Origin of the sequence: Nocardia sp. No.11 (assembly GCF_038752175.1) — a bacterium.
Taxonomy (GTDB): Bacteria; Actinomycetota; Actinomycetes; order Mycobacteriales; family Mycobacteriaceae; genus Nocardia; species Nocardia canadensis.
In genome coordinates this window covers 1-19,180 of record NZ_JBCGFB010000117.1, presented here as the reverse complement: position 1 = coordinate 19,180, position 19,180 = coordinate 1, and the positions used below count along the sequence as shown (strand labels likewise).

20 protein-coding genes and 1 pseudogene are annotated in these 19,180 nt (G+C 67.7%); 5 read left to right on the top strand and 16 right to left on the bottom strand.

What is annotated here, in order from left to right; genetic code table 11:
* From V8688_RS25895 to V8688_RS25885, 3 genes are all read right to left on the bottom strand, one after another.
* Positions 1–1,069 (bottom strand): hypothetical protein (locus V8688_RS25895; protein WP_342801884.1); only part of this gene is annotated, 1,069 nt, incomplete at its 3' end.
* A complete protein-coding gene (locus V8688_RS25890) occupies positions 1,070–1,444 on the bottom strand; it encodes a hypothetical protein (protein ID WP_218716173.1) in 375 nt (124 codons plus the stop codon).
* A gap of 15 nt (positions 1,445–1,459) precedes the next feature.
* On the bottom strand, positions 1,460–2,008 hold the full coding sequence (locus tag V8688_RS25885) for a DUF3558 domain-containing protein (protein WP_342801883.1): 549 nt from the start codon (positions 2,006–2,008) through the stop codon (positions 1,460–1,462).
* A 190-nt stretch (positions 2,009–2,198) separates the two neighbouring features.
* On the opposite strand from V8688_RS25885, the gene V8688_RS25880 reads away from it, so the two are divergent.
* On the top strand, positions 2,199–2,411 hold the full coding sequence (locus V8688_RS25880; protein ID WP_218716171.1) for a hypothetical protein: 213 nt from the start codon (positions 2,199–2,201) through the stop codon (positions 2,409–2,411).
* A gap of 12 nt (positions 2,412–2,423) precedes the next feature.
* Here V8688_RS25880 and V8688_RS25875 read toward each other — a convergent pair whose 3' ends face one another.
* Positions 2,424–3,020 carry a maleylpyruvate isomerase family mycothiol-dependent enzyme gene (locus V8688_RS25875; RefSeq protein WP_342801882.1) on the bottom strand — a complete coding sequence of 199 codons (597 nt, stop codon included), beginning with the start codon at positions 3,018–3,020 and terminating at the stop codon, positions 2,424–2,426.
* A gap of 71 nt (positions 3,021–3,091) precedes the next feature.
* Here V8688_RS25875 and V8688_RS25870 point away from each other — a divergent pair, with 71 nt between their 5' ends.
* The 3 genes from V8688_RS25870 (at position 3,092) to V8688_RS25860 (ending at position 5,874) form a co-directional block, all read left to right on the top strand.
* The gene (locus V8688_RS25870) at positions 3,092–3,559 is read left to right on the top strand and encodes a MarR family transcriptional regulator (RefSeq protein ID WP_316572964.1); all 468 of its coding nucleotides are present in this window, start codon (positions 3,092–3,094) and stop codon (positions 3,557–3,559) included.
* A 360-nt stretch (positions 3,560–3,919) separates the two neighbouring features.
* The gene (locus tag V8688_RS25865; protein ID WP_218716168.1) at positions 3,920–5,080 is read left to right on the top strand and encodes an FAD-binding oxidoreductase; all 1,161 of its coding nucleotides are present in this window, start codon (positions 3,920–3,922) and stop codon (positions 5,078–5,080) included.
* Positions 5,081–5,118: 38 nt separating this feature from the next.
* A complete protein-coding gene (locus V8688_RS25860; protein ID WP_218716167.1) occupies positions 5,119–5,874 on the top strand; it encodes an FAD-binding oxidoreductase in 756 nt (251 codons plus the stop codon).
* 71 nt (positions 5,875–5,945) lie between these two features.
* Here V8688_RS25860 and V8688_RS25855 read toward each other — a convergent pair whose 3' ends face one another.
* From V8688_RS25855 to dnaK, 9 genes are all read right to left on the bottom strand, one after another.
* Positions 5,946–6,380: a hypothetical protein gene (locus V8688_RS25855; RefSeq protein ID WP_342801881.1), complete on the bottom strand. Its 435-nt coding sequence runs from the start codon at positions 6,378–6,380 to the stop codon at positions 5,946–5,948.
* A 16-nt stretch (positions 6,381–6,396) separates the two neighbouring features.
* Positions 6,397–7,500, bottom strand: coding sequence for a hypothetical protein (locus tag V8688_RS25850; protein WP_342801880.1), 1,104 nt, complete (start codon positions 7,498–7,500; stop codon positions 6,397–6,399).
* A gap of 4 nt (positions 7,501–7,504) precedes the next feature.
* A complete protein-coding gene (locus V8688_RS25845; protein WP_342801879.1) occupies positions 7,505–7,804 on the bottom strand; it encodes a WXG100 family type VII secretion target in 300 nt (99 codons plus the stop codon).
* Complete coding sequence (locus tag V8688_RS25840; RefSeq protein WP_342801878.1) at positions 7,804–8,037, bottom strand: WXG100 family type VII secretion target; 234 nt, start codon at positions 8,035–8,037, stop codon at positions 7,804–7,806. Before V8688_RS25840 ends, V8688_RS25845 begins: the two co-directional genes overlap by 1 nt.
* A 200-nt stretch (positions 8,038–8,237) precedes the next feature.
* A complete protein-coding gene (locus V8688_RS25835; protein WP_218716166.1) occupies positions 8,238–9,407 on the bottom strand; it encodes a globin domain-containing protein in 1,170 nt (389 codons plus the stop codon).
* A 707-nt stretch (positions 9,408–10,114) separates the two neighbouring features.
* Positions 10,115–10,516: a helix-turn-helix transcriptional regulator gene (locus tag V8688_RS25830; RefSeq protein ID WP_218716165.1), complete on the bottom strand. Its 402-nt coding sequence runs from the start codon at positions 10,514–10,516 to the stop codon at positions 10,115–10,117.
* A gap of 2 nt (positions 10,517–10,518) precedes the next feature.
* Positions 10,519–11,700, bottom strand: coding sequence for a molecular chaperone DnaJ (gene dnaJ / locus V8688_RS25825; protein WP_342801877.1), 1,182 nt, complete (start codon positions 11,698–11,700; stop codon positions 10,519–10,521).
* Between the two features lie 99 nt (positions 11,701–11,799).
* Positions 11,800–12,366, bottom strand: a complete 567-nt coding sequence (gene grpE, locus V8688_RS25820; RefSeq protein ID WP_218716163.1) for a nucleotide exchange factor GrpE — start codon at positions 12,364–12,366, stop codon at positions 11,800–11,802.
* Entirely contained in the window at positions 12,363–14,207 is a 1,845-nt protein-coding gene (gene dnaK, locus V8688_RS25815; RefSeq protein WP_218716162.1) for a molecular chaperone DnaK, read from the bottom strand. The genes grpE and dnaK overlap by 4 nt, the downstream gene beginning before the upstream one ends.
* 287 nt (positions 14,208–14,494) lie before the next feature.
* On the opposite strand from dnaK, the gene V8688_RS25810 reads away from it, so the two are divergent.
* A complete protein-coding gene (locus V8688_RS25810) occupies positions 14,495–14,728 on the top strand; it encodes a hypothetical protein (RefSeq protein ID WP_218716161.1) in 234 nt (77 codons plus the stop codon).
* Between the two features lie 66 nt (positions 14,729–14,794).
* On the opposite strand, the gene V8688_RS25805 is transcribed toward V8688_RS25810, so the two are convergent.
* From V8688_RS25805 to V8688_RS25795, 3 genes and pseudogenes are all read right to left on the bottom strand, one after another.
* Positions 14,795–16,267, bottom strand: a complete 1,473-nt coding sequence (locus V8688_RS25805; RefSeq protein WP_342801885.1) for a dynamin family protein — start codon at positions 16,265–16,267, stop codon at positions 14,795–14,797.
* Positions 16,268–16,350: 83 nt separating this feature from the next.
* Entirely contained in the window at positions 16,351–18,189 is a 1,839-nt protein-coding gene (locus V8688_RS25800; protein ID WP_218716160.1) for a dynamin family protein, read from the bottom strand.
* A 17-nt stretch (positions 18,190–18,206) separates the two neighbouring features.
* Positions 18,207–19,180 (bottom strand): annotated as a pseudogene (locus tag V8688_RS25795) (hypothetical protein); the annotation flags it as partial.

The window sequence follows — 19,180 nt, the reverse complement described above, 5'->3', positions numbered from 1 at the left end:
CGCCACCGGGGACCGCGCTGCCCGCAGCGGGCGAACCCGGCGAGCCGGAGCCGGGAGTTCCCGCGCCGCCCGGTGATCCGGACGGCGACCCGGATCCGGGTGCGGCACCGCTCGGAGTCGTGGCGGCCGGGGTGGTCGTGCCGGGATCGGTCGACTGCGGTGCGGTCGAATCGTCGTCGGTCGTGTCGTCGCCGGTTGTCGTGTCGTCGCCGGTGGTGTCGTCATCGGTCGGCGTGGTCGATGCCGGTGTGGTGGACGCGGGGTCGGTCGCCGGCTGCTCGGTGCCCGGGCCGGACGAATTCGGATTGTTCGAGTTCGGCCTGGTCGATCCCCCGTGGTCGGCGGGATCGCCGCCACCGTTGTCGAGGGTCTTCGGGAGGGGAATGACCGGAACCCTGGTATCGGATTCGAGAATCACCGGGGCGTAGACGGACGTCAGGACGCGCACCGCCTCGACTCGGGCGTTCTCCTTGGCGACATCGTCATTACGCCAGGCGCGTCCGGTGAAGAGCCCACCGAAGTTGTCGAGGCCGCTGCGATGTTCGGGCTCGAACGGAACAAGGCGCTTGGTCGGTTCGAGGCCGGTGCGCAGTTCGTCCAACTTGCTCTTGGTGAGCGCGGCGGCGGTGGTGACCCTCTTGCCCGTGGCATCGTATGCCGCCACGGCTTCCGCTGCCGCGGTCGCGGCGGCGCCGGACCAGACCTCGGGTGCCATGCCGCGAGTGAGCTGCTTGCGGAACTCGTCGAGCGAGGTGCTGTTGCGGGTCGCGATCTCGTTCCACGCGCCGATCAGGTCGTTGACGGCGTCGAGGTCGATCTTGTCCACCTTGGCCCGCAGCTCGGCGACGGTCCCCTCGAAGTCGTCGGTCTTCGTCACCATATTGGGCCGGTACTCGCCGTCGAATCCCAGCTCAGCGGCCTTCTGACGGTTCGTCGTGCGCTGATCGTTGTACCGATCCTGGATGTCGGCGATATCGGCGGCGTCGAGTTCACCGTCATCGCCGAACGGGGACAGGACGAAATTGCGAAGACCGCCGAAGAGGTCGAGTCCCGCGATATCGGGCTGCATCTACTTCACCTGCTCGGTGGTGTAGTCAAGGGCATCGGCGTTCTCGATGTCCTGGCCGGTGAGGCGTTTGAAGGACAGGGAGAAGACTTCGCGCAGTTGTTTGACCGCTTCGATGTCTTTCATGATGACGGCGTCGACGGAATTGTCGTCGCCGGTGGCTTGCCGGAGGAACTGCTTCTCCAGCTGTCTCGCCATGTCGAAGTCACCGAAGCCGCTGACGGCCTGCGCTCGAATGGCCACGGCGCGTAGCGAATCGAGGTCGGTGAGCCGCTTATCGCAAGCCTTGTACATGTGGTACGCGGCCGCGTCGTCGTTCAGGTAGACCTCGCCCGCGCGAGTCTTGCCGAGCAGGTCCGAATACGGGGATTCAGCCATGACCGTTTCGCCCCCTCAGTTCGGGAATGTCGGCACGAGGGTCTCGCCCACTCGCGCCAAGGACACACACGGATCCGTCAGCCCGTCCAAGCTCGCGCGATTCAGGATCTGCAACTGCACGACGCCCTGCGCGACCGGGAACACGGCATTGCAGTCGAGCTTCTTCGACGCGCCGTCGACGCGGAACTCTTCGCCGGTTCGGCCGGCGATCGTGACAGCGTGGAAGTCGACATTGCCGGGCTTGAACTTGAACTGATCCACCGTCTTGTTCGTGGCGTAGACGGTCACGGCGAATGTCGGGCCATCCCATCCACAGATCTCCCACCCCGACTGCGGAACCCCCGCGACACCCTTTTCCTCACTCGCCGGATCCACCCCCGCCGCCGTCAGCGCGCCATCGGAAATCTCCGTGCACGGATTCCACAGCACCGGCTTCGCCGTCGTGGTCGCGCCGTTGGACGAGCTCTCCCCCGCGTCGCACCCCGCCAGCCCGACCACCGCGAGCCCCGCCACGATCACTGCCGTACCTGCGCGTTTCAATCCCCACCCCTTCTCGCCGTCCACTGCTCTGACCTGGGACATTAGCATGGGAAAGGGGGCTGGAGCGGGGCCGCGCAGGTGGGCCGGCCACGAGTGGACTTCGACTTTCGGCGCCGTTCGGCGGGCGCGATCCGAGGGCAAACCGGTGGTGAATCGGCCCGGTCCGCACCCGCTGATCCGCGATCGAATACCGGCTCCTCTCCCGCACGCGCCGGTGATTTCGAGTGCGCGCAGCTCGGACACCGACGACTTCGACGCGCGGGTTCGGGATGTGCCGTCGAACTTCCACACCGACGGTGTGTTCGGGCGGCCGGGGGCGGCCCTGCACCACCTGCGCTCGTACGGGGTGCCGCCGGAGCCCGCGCTGGTCCAGCACATCGTCGGCAAGAACGTCGGGATCGAGGAGGACGCGCGGCGGTCCGGTTGATCGTCGGCTGATTCAGCGGCGGACGAGGCCGGGAACCTCGCGTCCGGTGAGGAGCAGGAGCAGGTCGAGGGTGGTGCCGCGGATCTCGGGGCCGGAGCCGACGGTCCAGGACGAATCCTCGGCCACGAGGGTGACGTCGCCGAGACGGCGCTTGGCCCAGAACGGCCAGCCCATGGTCCAGACCCGTTGGGCAGCAACGGCTGCCGCGGCCGGGTCGACAGCGATAGTGCGGCCGAGGGGGCGGGCGATGTCCTGGGCGTGCACGATGACGTCGAAATGGATGTTGCGGTAGTTGGTGACCGCGGGCAGGCGGCGAGACTCGGCTACGGCCGACAGTTCGGCGGCGAGGTCGGGGGTGGCGTCGGCGTGGCGGACGGCGAGGTCGTGGTTGAGGCGGTGGAAGCTGCCCCGGGCGCGGGCGGCTTCGCGGAGCATGCCGAGGGGACCGGGTGGTTGTGGGGCCAGGGCCACGTGCGCGGCGACGTCGCGGATGCGCCAGCCGTCACAGCGGGAAGGACTGTCCAGCTCCGCGGGGGTGAGGGTGGTGAGCAGGTGCGCGATGGCGCGGCGCTGCTCGGCGATGATCCGCCAGTGCTGATCGACATCCATAACCACGGCCTCCAATTCGTCAGCCTTTCTGACTAATATAGTCAGTGAAGCTGACCGAATCAAGGAGTGAGATGAGCGACGACGCACTCAACCTCGGGGTTCTCCTCTTCGTTCCCTATCGGGAGATGGAGCGGCGGGTACTCCTCGCACTGGCCCAGGGCGGGTTCGACGATCTCACCCCGGCCCAGGCACGCCTGGTCGCCCGGATCGGGCCGGAGGGGTCGCGCCTGACCGAGCTGGCCGCCCAGGCACAGATCACCAAGCAGACCGCGAAGGTGCTCGTCGATCAGGTCGTTCGCAACGGATACCTCGAGCGGCATCCCGACCCCAGCGACGGACGCGCCCGGCAGCTGCGCCTGGCCGAGAAGGGCAGACGCGCCGTGGAACTGGCGAACCGGACAGCATCGAAGGTAGAGGCAGAGTGGATCACCCATCTGGGACAACCCGCCGCCAACGACCTACGGCACACCCTGATCGAACTCCGGCGGATCACCGATCCGTACCACACCGAACCAGAGCAGCGCACGACTCCGAGATGACCCGCATCATCGACGGGCATTCCGCCGCCTCGTCCTGCCCGTCCATTTCCACCGCTATTCGGGTGCGCACCCGGGCCAGGCCGCGGAAGGCATCGACACTGCTCGTGTAGAGCGGCAGATCGTTCGCGGAAGCTATCGCGGCGTGTGGCCAGGTCTCGCTTCGGGCGGAAGATCACCGACCCATATCGATGACGGCGACATCGTGCCAACCCGCGATCGACGGCTTACGATCCGTCCGGCGAATGGGACCGTGACGAGCATCCCTGCACCCAGCGGCATGTTTCGGGGGATACTTGAGGAGGCACCCGTCGCGAGGCGGGGCCACATCGCAGCAATTTCAGGGAAAGGGAGCTTGACGACGTGGATGCGCGTTCGCTTGCGCTGGTCCGCGCCGATTTCCGCGGGGTGTCGGAGACACCCGGTGGCCCCGAGCGGCTGATCAGCGCTTTCTACGGTCACCTGTTCGCGCAGAACCCGGCGTTACGGGAGCTGTTCCCCCCCGCGATGGACATGATGCCCAAGCGCCTGGTGACGGCGCTGCAGTATGTCCTGGACAACCTGGAGGACTTCGAGCGCGCGCAGAAGTTCCTCGAGCAACTGGCCCGCGACCACCGGAAATACGGCGTCGAGGCGGACCACTACGACATGGCGGGCCGGGCGTTGCTCTCGGCGCTGCGCTCCTTCCACGGCAACCGGTGGACCAGGGAACTGCACGAGGGCTGGAGCGATATCACCATCCTCGTCTCGGCCTCGATGGCGATCGGCGCCAACGAGGACAAATCGCAGCCGTTCTGGGGAGCGACGGTGGTCGGGCATCGCAAGGTGCTCGACGATCTGGCCATCGTGCGGCTGCAGGCCGACGGGCCGATCCCGTTCAAGGCGGGCCAATACGTGCCCGTGCAGGTGCCGCAGCGGCCGAACATGTGGCGCTACTTCTCCCCCGCGATCCCCGCGAATCCGTATGGCGAGATCGAATTCCATGTGCGCCGGATCAGCGGCGGCTGGGTGAGTCCCGCGATCGTCAACGACACCAAGGTCGGTGATCGATGGAAGATCGCCGGTCCGCTCGGCGGCCTGCACGTCGACCGGGAGTCCGGGCGCGATGTGCTGTTCATCGGCTCCGGCACCGGTATCGCGCCGCTGCGCGCGCAGCTGATCGAGATGAGTCAGCGCGGCATCAATCCGCGCGTGCACTTCTTCGTCGGCGGGCACTTCCCGGGCGACCTCTACGACGTCGACAACATGTGGCAGCTGTCCCAGTCCAACCCGTGGCTGACGGTGGTGCCGGTGTGCGAGGAACGCGACGACCCGTGGTGGTATCCGCAGCGGCCCGCGTCCGCACCGAGCGGCATGTACCGTCGCCTGGTCGGTAACCTGGGTGCGGTGGTGACCAGCTTCGGCGCGTGGGCCGACCGGCAGATCCAGCTCGCCGGCTCACCCCGGATGATCGCCGACACCCGCCGCGCGCTGATCCGGGCCGGCACCCCACCGGAGATCATCGCCGCCGACCCCGTCGGCTGAGAACCCTTCCCGCACTACCCGTTTCGCGAAAGAGACCGATGAGCGAGATTCCCGATCCGGCCTGGACGGCGACCGTCGTCGGCCACCACCGCCTGCGCAACGACCTCGCCGTGATCCGGCTGATCGGCGACTTCGTGCCGTTCGCGGCGGGCGGTTCGGTCGAAGTCGAGGTGCCCCAGCACCCCGGCGTGCGGCGCAGGCTCTCGCCCGCGCTGCCGCCGTCACTCGACGGCAAACTGGAATTCCATGTGCGCACGGTGCCCGGCGGCTGGTGCTCGAGTTCGATCGTCGCCGACACCAAGCCCGGCGACCAGTGGCGGATCAACGCGCCCTACGGCATCTTCCACATCGATCCCGAGGCCACCGAGGTGGTGATGATCGCGGGCGGCACCGGCCTGGCGCCGATGCGCGCGCAGATCCTCGACCTGGCCCGGCGCGAGAACCCGCCGCGCACCTATCTCTTCTACGGTGGCCGCTCCCCGCGCGACCTCTACGCCGCCGACATGCTGTTCCTGCTGTCGGGCGAATTGCCCTGGCTGACGGTGATTCCCGTGGTCGAGAGCCCCGACGATCCGCCGATCCGCGACGAATGGCACGAGCACTCCCGCGTCGACATCGGCTTCGCCCCCGCCGAGATGCTGCACGGCACACTCGCCGACGTCGCCGCCGCGCACGGCCCCTTCGATCAGCACCAGGTCCTGGTCTGCGGCTCCCCCGCCATGGTCCGCACCACGGTCGACCGCCTCATCGAAACGGGCACTCCCCCGACGAACATCATCGCCGAGGGGGCCTAGAACAGGGCCCACTGCACCAGCACCTGCCCGAACGTGTCATCCGGCAGATTCTGAGAAGACGCAGTTGAGAATTATCCCATCTCGTTCTGATCTGCCCGCAGAAGGGGATCGTCGGACCACGGATCCCCATATATTTCATACGGGTCACCCAGCTCGTTCAGACGCTCGCGACCAGCCGATGTGATCGCCGCACGAAAAACCTCGCTCGATCCAATTTCAGCGTCGGAAATCTCAAGATACCCGGTCGAATTGTTGAATCCTTCCGCGATTCGGCGAATCCCATCCTCGACGGGGACCGTCCACGGTTCCCATGATCGCCCGCCTCCTGGAAACGCCCCGAGTTGGATGTACCCACGCGTAGCCAGGTCCTGGATCACCTCCAGAACACGACGTCGGGAGTACTCTTGGGGCGTGATTTTCTGCACGTCGGCGTCGAATTCGGCGATCGGCGCCCAGTCGTCATCGATCGCGTACAGCAAAAAGTTCTCCAGCTTCGTATTGATCATTTCGGTAGATGCACCTTCACTGGCTTGCCGCTTCCGGGATACTTGACATCGATGGTGACGCCTCCCGAATCACTGGTGTCTCTGATACGAACCTCTGTTCCGTCCGGCAGACGGGAACCACGGCCTGGGTAGGTACCGACATCCATCGGCTCACCCTTTCGAGTGATCTGATCGTACAGTTCCCGAATCTCCTCGTCGGTATCCAGTTCACGATGCGGTTTGGTATTGCCGGGCCGGGTGGCCGATTCAAGAAGCTCCTTGACCTCCTCGGCGTTTGCCGGCCCGGCCGACGCGGCACCACCGCCGCCCGCAGTGACGTCCGGCGCATCGTCTGCGGCAATGTAAACAGCGTGACCGCGACGACGGCGATGGTGATACCGATGGCCGCGGCGATCTCGATACCTGCTTGGGCAACCGCGGATTGGATCTCGGTACGCATGTCGGTGAGCGCGGTGTGGTGCTCGGAGACCGGAGTGACCATGCCCTTGGCGGCCTCGGCCACCAGCTTCGCGGCCTGTTCGAGGGTGTTGAGCTTCTCCTCGATATCGAGGATGTTCGGGTCGGTGCTGCCGGTGAACTTGGCGTTGACTCCTTTGACCCGGTCGGCGGCACCGGTGATATAGCCACTGTCGGCGAACGCTTTCCACGCATCGCGCGCTTTGACGAGCTTGGTCGCGTCACCGTTGGGGATCTTGCCGACCTTCTCCAACAGCCCGACGACGGCGCCTTCGTCCAAACCGGCCCCGTTGTCACCTTTCGCGGTGACTGGAAGTGCCATCCCGGAGTCGTACAGCGGTTCCGATGCCGAGGGGCGTGCGGGTTCGGGGCCGCTGGCAGTGGCTCGGTTCGAATGCCACCAGTTGTAGCCGCACGCTTCCAGCACATCGCCGTACCGACGCAGGGCATTGGCCAATGTGGCTGTCAAGGTGACGATGTCTGCTGCGTGCCGGTCGTAGGCAGTGGTCCAGTCAGTGCATTTCTCGTGGTCGCCGGCCATTCCACCGCACTCGTTCTGCAGGGTGGAGTTGAGCGGCCCCAGCGCGAGGCTGATGTCGTCGGCAAGCAGGTGACACTTCTTTCCGGCGTCGTAGTACATGCCGGAATCAATGGTCCAGGACACCTGGCTATCCGCCTTGGAGCATCCGATTGTTGGTCTCGGCCGCAGTCGAATACCGACCATGAGCGGACCTTGCGGCCGTGCTCATGTCCTGAATTCCCTCGGCGAACTCACGCGCCCCGACTATCCACTGCTGATGGGCGACTTGATAGGCGTCCGCCGCGAGACCTTCCCAGGTGGTGCCCTTCAGCGTCGCGACATGATCATCGATGTCGTCGAGATGATCGGCGACGAAGCCGGCGAGTCCAGCCAAGCGCGCCACGATCTGATCGAGCTGATCCATATCGACAGAGAACTCCGAACCCATCACGACTCCGTCAGATCGAGGCCAGCCAAATTGAGACTGTAAGACGTTGCGGTGTCCTGGTTCTGGAAGTTGTCCGCGGTGATACCCAGCTTCTCGGCCATACTGGTCAGAGCGGTGCAGATCTGGGTTCCGCCGTCGTTGGTTTCGGTCCAGCCGGTCCTGAAATCATCGGCGAGATCCCCGGTCCAGCCGCCAGTGAGCAGGGTCTCGACCTCGCGGCTCGCTGAATCCAACGCCGTCCGCAGCGCCTCCGCGACGCGTAGACATATCGACCGACATCGCGTACTTCGTCGGAACCACCGACAACGACTGACCGTTCGCTCCCCCAGGAGTACTCATCGGGTGCGACGCTATCGGACACCGGTATGTGCCGCGAGCGCTGCAGATCTCGATCGTCGACCCCGAAGTTCACCCATCCGAGCGAACCTCGGGCCTAGAACAGGGGGTCGTGGCGGATCGACTTGGCCTGGGTGCCCGCGGCCATCAGGCGGAACTTGGTGGTCTGGACCATCGAGGGGGAGCCGACGATCTGGACGTCGCGATCGGCCCAGGGGCCGTAGCTGGCGACGACCTTGCCGATCTGGCCGGTCATCCGGGGCTCGAGGCCGGGTAGGTCGGCCTGCGGTTCGCCGGAATCGTAGTACCACCAGGGGTTCTCGTCGCTCTCGCTGACGGGGGTGACGGTGAGCCACTTGTTGGCGACGGCCAGCTGGCTCAGCACCTGCAGGTCGTAGAGGTCGCACGGGTGGTGGCCGCCGACGAACAGGTGGACCTTCGGGTTCACCCGGCGCTGGGCCATCGACATGATCTGCGCGCGCAGCGGCGCGATGCCGGTGCCGCAGCCGACCATCAACATCTTGCGTTTGGTGTTGCGCGGCACGCCGAGCCCGCCGAGCGGAGAACCGAGCAGCCATTGGTCGCCGACGGTGGTGTGCGAGACCATGGCCGGGCTCACCCAGCCGCCGAGCACGCTGCGCACGTGGAACTCGATCTCGCCGTTGGCGTTCGCCGGGTTGGCCGGGGACAGGTAGCGCCACATCCGGGGCCGCGCGGGCACCTGGACACTGAGGTACTGGCCGGCCGCGTACTGCATGGGCTGTTCGAGCTGGACCCGGATGACCGCGAGGTTGCGCAACACCTCCCGGCGTTCGACCACGGTCGCGCTCCAGGCGGCGGGGGTGGTCTCCTTGTCGGCGGCGCTGATCATCGCGCCGCTGATGGTGGCCAGGCCCTCGTCCCAGGCGCTGGCGACCTCGTCGGTCCACATCTCGGTCCCGGCGAACTGGCGCATGGCCGACTTCAGCGAATTGGCGACCGCCACGTAGTGCGCGGGTTGCACACCGTACTTGCGGTGATCGCGCCCGAGCTGGGCCAGGAAGGGAAGCAGCTTGTCCGGTTCTTCCAGCCGGTCGAGCGCGTAGGAGATCGCCTTGACGAGCCGGTCACGCTGGGAGTCCATGGCGGCCGGGAAGTAGTCACGGATTCCGGGATAGTCCGTGAACAGGATCGAGTAGAACGACCTGGCTAGCTTCTCGGGCCCACCGTCTTCCGCAGCAACCGCCTTGAACGTAGTTCGGATCAAAGCGACAGTCCGCGAATCCATATGTGTCACAACCTCGTTTCGCCATCGAACGCTAGCCGCGCCGGCGAGTGACGGGCTGGGAGGACACTCGTCAGCAGCCGATGCGAGAAGTCTAGGCGAGGTTTGCCAGCTTCGGAATCGTACTCTTAAACATCACGCATGTAATTCTGTGAAAACCAGATAGTACTCATCAGTATCACCTGAAAACATACCCCAAGATCGTTAAGGACCGGTGAACACGACCTCACGCTTTGCTGATCTTGCCCGCAAAAGCACCGATCTCGCACCAATGTGCCTGGTAGAGCGACTCTTCCGCTACGAATCCGGGGCCCCGAAATCCGACGCGCCGTGCCGCGACACGCGGGGACGGTGTGTCGGAGAGCTGCGATTCTCCTGCGGAAACAGGCTCCGATTGGTCCGAATTCAGCGTCCTTCCAGCAAACTTCCGTGATGGTTCCGAGATATATCCGCACCTCACAGCGTTGCGCCGGGGTAGGGGATGAGCAAGATCACGAATAAAGAGGTTGCTGGAGAATCACCAGACGGTCGCCGGGGGTTGACCNACCTCACAGCGTTGCGCCGGGGTAGGGGATGAGCAAGATCACGAATAAAGAGGTTGCTGGAGAATCACCAGACGGTCGCCGGGGGTTGACCGACCGACGGCCGAGCCCCCGGCCCGCGACCGCGGGAGCGGATCGCGAACCGGGGGCTCGGCCGAAACGTGGACCTCAGCGCCGATGCCGTGGCTGCCAGACCACGAGCGCGGTGCTGCGCTGGGGCGGCGACAGGTCGGGCCGGTAGCCCGCCCGCAACTGCTCCAGCTCGGCGCTCATCTCCTCTACGCGCTGCTGCAGCGCCTCCACCTGGTTGGTGAGTTCGATGATGCGCTTGATGCCGGCGAGGTTGACACCCTCGTCCTGCGACAGCCGCTGCACTTCGCGCAGCAGCTCGACATCGCGGGCCGAGTACCGGCGTCCGCCACCCGAAGTGCGTTGAGGCGTGACCAAACCCAGCCGGTCATAGGTGCGCAACGTCTGCGCGTGCATACCCGCCAGCTGAGCCGCCACCGAGATCATGAAGAACTCGGCACGCGAGGCCCCACCCGACGCGGACTTCGGATTATCGGACATCGTCAAGCACCCGCCCATCCCGCACGCGGATCGAAGCCACCCGCCTTCTCCGCCTCCTGATAGCGCTTGAGCGCATCGGTGGCATCGGAATCCAGGTTCTGCGGAACCGCGACCTTCACCGTGACCAGCAGGTCACCGGCGCCGCCCGCCGCGCCGCGCTTGGGCACACCGCGACCGCGTACCCGCAGGATACGCCCGTCGGCGGTGCCCGGCGGCACCTTCACACCGACCCGGCCGTCCAGCGTCGGCACGGAAACAGTTGTCCCCAGCACCAATTCGCTGTAGCTCACCGGGAGCACCAGGGTGAGGTCGTCGCCCTGACGGCCGAACACCTTGTCCTGGCTGACGTGCACGGTCACGTAGAGGTCGCCCGAGGGCGCCCCACGCAAGCCCGCTTCGCCCTGCCCGGCCAACCGGATCTTCTGTCCGTCACTGACACCGGGCGGAATCCGGACGGTGATCGTGCGGGTGCGGTTCTGGATGCCGGTGCCCGAGCAGTCCGTGCACGGATCGTCGATGATCGACCCGGTGCCGCGGCAGTCGTCGCAGGGCTCGCTGAAACCGAACGCGCCCTGATTTCGGCTGACCACACCGGAACCGTTGCAGTGCGGACACACTCGCGGGCTGGTGCCCGGCTTGGCGCCGCTGCCGTGGCACGTGGTGCACGGCGACGGACTGGTCATCCGCAGCGGGACGGTGACACCCTGGGCCGCCTCGCGGAAGCCCAGCGTCGTCTCGGTCTCCACATCGGCGCCCCGGCGCGGACGGCTCGCGCCGCGCGCGCCACCCCGGTTGAACAGCCCGCCCAGCAGATCGCCGAGCCCGCCGTCGCCGGCACCGGCGCCGCCGGACTGGCCGAAGATGTCACCGATGTTGAAGTCCTGCGAGAAGCCGGCGCCGGCGCCGGGGGTGAACCCGCCACCGCCGTAGCCACGACCGCCACCGCCCGCGAACAGGCGGCGCGTCTCGTCGTACTCCTTGCGCTTGGCCGGATCCGACAGCACGGCATTGGCCTCGCTGACCGCCTTGAACCGCTCCTCGGCCTTGGTGTCACCCGGGTTGGAGTCCGGATGCAGGTCGCGGGCGAGCTTGCGGTAGGCCTTCTTGATCTCGTCCTGCGAGGCGCCGGAGGAGACACCCAGCTCCTTGTAGAAGTCCTTCTCGATCCACTCCCGTTGGCTCACCGGGCATCTCCTCCTCTCTGTGTTGAATTGCGCCGCTCTCGGGGCCCTGCGTGGTTACGCTCCGCTACCGCCTCCGGGCCCGTCGTTCGCGGCGCGTTCCTATTGGTTGTCGCCGTCGGCATCCGAATCCGATGCCCCCACGGCCTCGGCATCGGTTACCCCGACCAGCGCGTGCCGAAGCACCCGTTCGCCGAACCGATAGCCCTTGCGCATGACCAGGCCGATCACCGGATCCGCGCCCGAACCCTCGTGCTGCACGGCCTCGTGCAGCGTGGGGTCGAACGGGTCACCGACGCTGCCGAATTCGACGAGACCCTGCTTGGTCAGCGCGGTCTCGAGCTTGTCGGCGACGGCCTTGAGCGGGCCGGTCTCCAGGTCGCCGTGCGCCCTGGCCCGGTCCAGATCGTCGAGCACACCGAGCAACTCGGTCACCACCGCGGCCTTGGCCGCGTCGATGTTGGCCTGACGATCCCGCTCCACCCGGCGGCGGTAGTTCGCGTATTCCGCGGTCAACCGCTGCAGGTCGGCGGTGCGCTCGGCCAGCTCGTCGCTGACCGGCGCCTCGGCCTCGCCGTCGGTGGTCGGCTCCGCCGCCACGTCGGCGGCGGAGTCGGCATCGGTGACGATGTCTTCGATCAGCTCCTGTTCGGAGTTGGCCTCGGTCACTTCTTCTCCGTGTCGACCGGCTCGTCCACGACCTCGGCGTCGACGACACCGTCGTCATCGACCGGGCCCGCGCCGTTGCCCTCGGCGGCGGCGTCGGCGGCCTGCGACTCGTAGAGCGCCTGGCCCAGGGCCTGCGACTCGGTCGCCAGCTTCTCCACCGCGGTCTTCACGGCCGCGATGTCGGTGCCGGCCAGCGCGGTGTTGGCCTCGGCGATGGCCTCTTCGACCTTCGACTTGATGTCGGCCGGGACCTTGTCCTCGTTGTCCTTGATGAACTTCTCGGTCTGGTGCACCAGCGACTCGGCCTGGTTGCGGGTCTCGGCCTCCTCGCGGCGGGCCTTGTCCTCGGCGGCGTGCGCCTCGGCGTCCTTGACCATCCGGTCGATCTCTTCCTTGGACAGGCCGGAGCCGTCCTGGATCTTGATCTTGTTTTCCTTGCCGGTGCCCTTGTCCTTGGCGGTCACGTGCACGATGCCGTTGGCATCGATGTCGAAGGTGACCTCGATCTGCGGCACGCCACGCGGGGCCGGGGGCAGGCCGGTCAGCTCGAAGGAGCCGAGCAGCTTGTTGTGCGAGGCGATCTCGCGCTCACCCTGGAACACCTGGATCTGCACCGACGGCTGGTTGTCGTCGGCCGTGGTGAAGGTCTCCGAGCGCTTGGTCGGAATGGTGGTGTTGCGCTCGATGAGCTTGGTCATCACGCCACCCTTGGTCTCGATGCCCAGCGACAGCGGGGTGACATCGAGCAGCAGGACGTCCTTGACCTCGCCCTTGAGCACACCGGCCTGCAGGGCGGCGCCGACGGCGACGACCTCGTCCGGGTTCACGCCCTTGTTCGGCTCACGGCCGCCGGTCAGTTCCTTGACCAGGTCGGAGACGGCGGGCATACGGGTGGAGCCACCGACGAGCACGACGTGGTCGATGTCGGCCACGTTGATGCCGGCGTCCTTGATGACGGACTGGAACGGCGCGCGGGTGCGGTCCAGCAGATCGGAGGTGATCTTCTGGAACTCGGCGCGGGTCAGCTGCTCGTCGAGGAACAGCGGGTTCTTGTCCGCGTCGACGGTGATGTAGGGCAGGTTGATCGAGGTCGACTGGCTCGACGACAGCTCGATCTTCGCCTTCTCGGCGGCCTCGCGCAGACGCTGCATGGCCATCTTGTCCTTGGTCAGGTCGATGCCCGAGGACGCCTTGAACTTGTCGACCAGCCAGGACACGACCCGCTCGTCCCAGTCGTCGCCACCGAGGTGGTTGTCACCGGAGGTCGCGCGGACCTCGACGACGCCCTCGCCGATTTCCAGCAGCGAGACGTCGAAGGTGCCGCCACCGAGGTCGAAGACCAGGATGGTCTGCTCTTTGTCGCCCTTGTCCAGGCCGTACGCGAGCGCGGCCGCGGTGGGCTCGTTGACGATGCGCAGCACGTTCAGGCCGGCGATCTGGCCGGCTTCCTTGGTGGCCTGACGCTGGGCGTCCTCGAAGTAGGCCGGGACGGTGATGACCGCGTCGGTGATCTCCTCACCGAGGTAGGCCTCGGCGTCGCGCTTCAGCTTCATCAGCGTGCGCGCGGAGATTTCCTGCGGGGTGTACTTCTTGCCATCGATCTCGACGTTCCAGTCGGTGCCGATGTGGCGCTTGACCGAGCGGATAGTGCGGTCGACGTTGGTGACGGCCTGGTTCTTGGCAGGCTGACCGACGAGAACCTCACCGTTCTTCGCGAACGCGACGATCGACGGGGTGGTGCGCGAGCCTTCCGAATTCGCGACGACGACCGGCTCGCCGCCTTCGAGAACGGAGACGACAGAGTTCGTGGTCCCGAGGTCGATTCCGACCGCACGAGCCATAGTGATTCCTCCTGTTTGACGAACTTAGGGGCAACAGTCTCAGTAACACTGAGCGTGGTGGGCTCAATCCTGCCCTCGAGATCCCTCGCGAGTCAACCTAGACTTGAGTCACTCACGCTCAATGTTGTCGATCTGCACAACCAGCAGCTGCGGCGATTCATTCCCGCCGCCCGAAAAAACTTCCCGAACCCGGGCCATTCTTGCGCCGACCTCGCTCAACCGCAGCACCCGACGCGACATCGTGACCCGCCGGAGACCTCCGTCCGGCTGAGCTGGAACAGCGTCCGATGGGCCTCGAAACCGAAATCGTCACAGTATGGAAGAAGGCGGAAGCGCTCGACATCCTCGACCGCGCGCAGGTTCGCCCGCTCGTCCTCGGCGGCGGCGTCGAGACGGAGTCACGGAACACACTGACCGCCGGGGCCGACGAACGCGGAACAACCGTGGTCGCGGCGAAGCGCGCCGGACGCGGGGTCGAGCAGTACCTGGCCGAGGAGATCGTGCCCCTCCTGCGGGCGTAGGAGTTCTGTCCGGCCCGGTGGGCATGCGCTGACCGGGACCCGGGAGTTCCCCGGGGAGGAGCGTGCTTATCCGACCGGGCCCGACAGTTCGGCCAGAATCCCCTCGGCACTGCGGGCCGCCGCCCGGCAGGCGGTCGCGGTGGCTTGATCTGCCAGCGGATGGGCGGCCCGGGCACGCCACGTGCGCACCGCGCTGAATGCCGTGGCACGCACCGTCTCCAGGTCGACGTCGGCGGGTAGTCCGAGACGCAGGCGGGCGGCCACGCCCGCACCACCCAGGATGCGATGGAGGTCGGCGAGAACCGGTGGCGGCAGCGGGAGTTCGTCGGTGCGGAGCCGACCGAGCAGCCGCAGTTCGGTGAACCCGTGCACGTCGGCGAGCCGGGCGCGGACCCGTGGCCGCAACAGGTCGGCCTCGGTGCCGGAATAGGCGACGAGGATGCGGTCCAGGGTGCTCAGCGCCGAATGCGCCTTCAATTCCTCGGCGCGCTGGCCGAACTGGACCTCGAGCACCGAGCGCAGTTCATCGATACCGCTGCGGGCGGCCAGTTCCGCGGCGAGCGAGGACGAATCCCGGACCCCGAGGCGGATCAGCATGGTGGCCATGCGGATACCGAACAGGCCGAAGCGATCCGCCAGCTGCGCACGCAGTTCCGGCGCCACCGGCAGCGCGATGTCGGCGCGGGCGAACCGGTCCGCCGAGAGCAGGGCGACACCGAGATCCTCCGCGGGCACCGTGGCCAGCGCCTCGAACGCGGCGAACTCCGGCTGGCGCAGGGTGGACGCGGCGAACGCGAGCAGCCCCGCCACCGGAATCACCGCCTGGCACAACCCGGTCCGTTCGAGCTCGCCGGCGAAGCGGGCCGCGACATCACGCGCGGAATGCAGCGCATCGATGCGGCCCGCGCCGATCTCGTCGGCGCGCGACACCACCCCGATCACACCGAGCGGTCCCCCGCCACCGGCGCCGGCGCCGATCTGTTCGAGGAACTGCACGTCGGTGGCGTCGAGGCGGCGCAGCAGGTAGACCACGGCATCCGCGCCGGGCGCCGCGATGGCCGACCCGCGCGCATCGGCGCCGGCCACGGCGGGCGTGAGAAGCCGCGCGGTGCGCAGCGACACCTCGCGCGAGAGCGACGAGGTGCCGGGGGTATCGATGATCGTGGTCTGGGCCAGCGCCGCCGAGGGCCACCCGACCTCGAGATGATCGACCTCATGGGGACGTCCGCCGTCCCAGTTCAAAGCGCTCAGGTCGAAGGTGAGGCCGTGCGCGCCGGTGCCGCGGCGCACGATCACGTTGGCGCGGGCCCCGTCGGCCGCGTGCGCGGTCACCGTGGGGGTGGCGCCGTCGCGGTACCAGGTGACCACGCGGGTGCATTCCGTGGCATCGGTCGGGGCGACAGCCTGCCCGACCAGCGCGTTCAGCAGCGTCGACTTGCCCGCTTTGATCGAACCGGCCAGCGCGACGCGCAACGGCTCCCGCAGACGGTACTCACACTCGGCGAGCAGGGCGCGCGCGTACTCGTCCCGGCCGAGTATCCGCGCCGCCGCGCCGACCAGCTCGTGCGCTTCGGCCAGGATCCCGGGTTGGGCCTGCGGCGCGGCGGTGTCGAAACGGTGGGTCACCCAGATACCGTACCGTCGGCCCGTCCCAGCTCGGCTTGCATGGAATCCGCGTAGCGACGCAGCTCGGCGACGGCGGTCAACTGACGTTCCAGGACGACGGTCCGCTCGGCACGGTGCGTCGCGGCCATCGTCGCCGCGTCCTGCGCGGCCCGCAGCGACGCATCGATTGAGCGCAGGCTGCGCTCGGCCACCCCGGCGAAATGGTCACGCAAGGCGCGGTGGATACGGTGGAGCCGGTCCTTGGTGTCCTTACTCGCCTGGAACGCCACGTCGTCGAGGAACCGGCGCACCTCCGCGTTCCCCTCGATCCGGCGACGAGCCAGGCGCGCGGACTTGTCGTCGCGATAGGCCTTGCCACCCACGATCAGTCCCGCGCCGAGGGAGATCGGGTTCAGCATCGCCAGCCCGGCGAAAGTGGTGGCCAGGCCCACCATCAAGACGCCGCCGTAGGAACCACGCATACCGACCAGCACTTTGCTGGTGAAACCGATGTCCGGTTCGAGGTCGGCGAGGGAGCCCGAGCTGGCGAGCTGGCGCTCGTCGTCCATTCCGGCGTGGACGTCGGGCAGATCGACGGCACCGACCTCGGCGAAATGACCCGCGATACGTTCGGCGAGCAGTTCGGCCCGGCGATGGGTGAGCAGGAGGTTGTCCCCGAGCGCGGTGTCTACGGCGCCGGTGAGCCATTCGGCGATCGCGCCCCAGTGCCGCCCGGGGTCGTGCTCGTCGATCCATTCCTGGCCGGTGCGGGCAACACCGCGCAGGCGCTCGCGCAGGTCATGATCGACATCACCGACGAGATCGGTGATGCCGTCGGCGAGAGTCTGCTGCCAGCTCGCGGTTCGCCGCTGCAGGTCCTCGGCCGCCGCGCGGGCCGACTGCAGCTCGTTGACGGCGGCCGAACCGAGCGCGGGATCACGCAGCGTGACCAGCTCGCTGCCCAGCGCGAGCGCCAGATGTTCGGCCGCCGAGGACAACTCACGGGCGACCGCATGGCGCGTGGCGGCATGGTCGCGGGCCACCACGCGATCGCGCAGGAAGCCGAACAACACACCGAATCCGGACTCCGCGCCGAGCTGCGCGTCCTGCAGACGCAGCGCGTGCGCGCGCAACAGCGCCGAGACCGGGATCAGGGCCACATCGGCCTCCGCGCGGGTCAGGTGCGCGCGATCGGCCTCGAGCACCTGGTGCCAGTGCGGGTACAGATCGGTCTTGGTGAGCAGAACCGCTACCGTGGGGCACAATTCGCGGATCTGACGGAGGAAGGTGAGCTCCGGCGCGGTGAGCTCGGTGGAGGCGTCCGACAGCACGAGCACGGCGTCGGCGGCGGCAGCGATACCGAGAACACCTGCGGCGCAAGCATTTCCGTGGCCTCCGACGCCGGGAGTATCGATCAGCACGACGCCGTCGGCCAGCAGCTGGTTGGGCAGTTCCGCCTCGATCCGCACCACCTGACGGCCCTGGGCCAGTGCGCTGCGCTGATCGACCTCGCCCAGCTGGTCGAACGGGATCTCCACCCGCGTCTCATCGGCACCGGGGGCGGTGAGGACCAAGAACGCGCGCTGCTGAGCACCATAGGACAGTTGCAGTGGGAGCACCGTGGTCGTGTCGTCACCCACCCGGCATACGTCCAAGCCGAGCAACGCGTTCACGAACCGACTCTTGCCCTGGCCGAGTTGCCCGGTGACCACGATCCGATGGCGCGGATCGCGCACCCGAACCGCGACCGTCTCCAAGCGCCCGACCAGATCGTCACGGCCCGCGGCACGGGCCGCTGCGACGGTGTCACTCAACACCGTCGTCAGCGGCACCGCGTTCGGTGCGAGAGTCCCCATCGCAGCGCCCGTTTCGCTCAGTGGAACAGTCCGTCGGTGTGGGTGTCCACACCGGTTTCGGCGACAGTACTCGACTCACCGAACAGCGACGCGTCCCCGCCGCCGAGAGACGAACCATGCAGGCCGGACCCGAACGCACTGGACACGTCGACCGAGGACCAGGTGTCCGCGGCGGTGGTCACCGCCCCCTGCGCGGTGCCACCGAGCGCGCCCGACGTGTCGGTGTGGGTCGTCGAGGTTCCGGTGAGATCGCCGGTCACGGCGGTGCTGCCCTGGGTCGCGCCGCTCACCGTGCCGCCGAGGCCGCCCGTGAACTGCGAGCTGCTGCTCGCCGCGCCGGACAGGCCCGTATCGGCGAAGCCACCGAGGCCCGCGCCCGCGTCGGCGGCACCGTCCAGGCCCGCCTGCGCGCCGGCGGCCACCGAACCCGACAGACCGGTGCCCGCATCGGCAAGGCCATCGAAGCCGGACTGGGCGCCGGCGGCCACCGAACCCGACAGACCGGTGCCCGCGTCGACCACACCGCCGAGACCGGCCTGAGCGCCACCCGTGGCCGAACCCGCAAGGCCGACACCGGTTTCCGCCAGACCCGACAGCTCCGCACCAGCGGTACCGGCCAGGCCGAGGCCGGAATCCACGGCCGCGCCGAATCCGGTCTGGGCACCGGCGGTCAGATCGGCGCCGAGGGTCGCGGCGGTGTCGAGGCCGCCTTGCAGACCGGCACCGGTCGTCGCGGACAGGCCCGTGTCCAGCCCGGTCGAGACCTCGCCGGCGCCGGTGATCAGTCCGTCGATCCCGAAGCCGCCGCCCGCGCCGCCGGACAGGTCACCGAGCAGTCCGGTACCGGCCGACGCGGCACCACCGAACCCGGTCTCCAGGCCGGTGCCGAATTCCGCGCCTGCGCCGACGGCGCCGTCGAGACCGGTGATCGCGGTGGTGGTCGCGGCCGCGCCGAGACCAGCCGCCGCCTGCGCCCCGGCCGAGGCCGCCG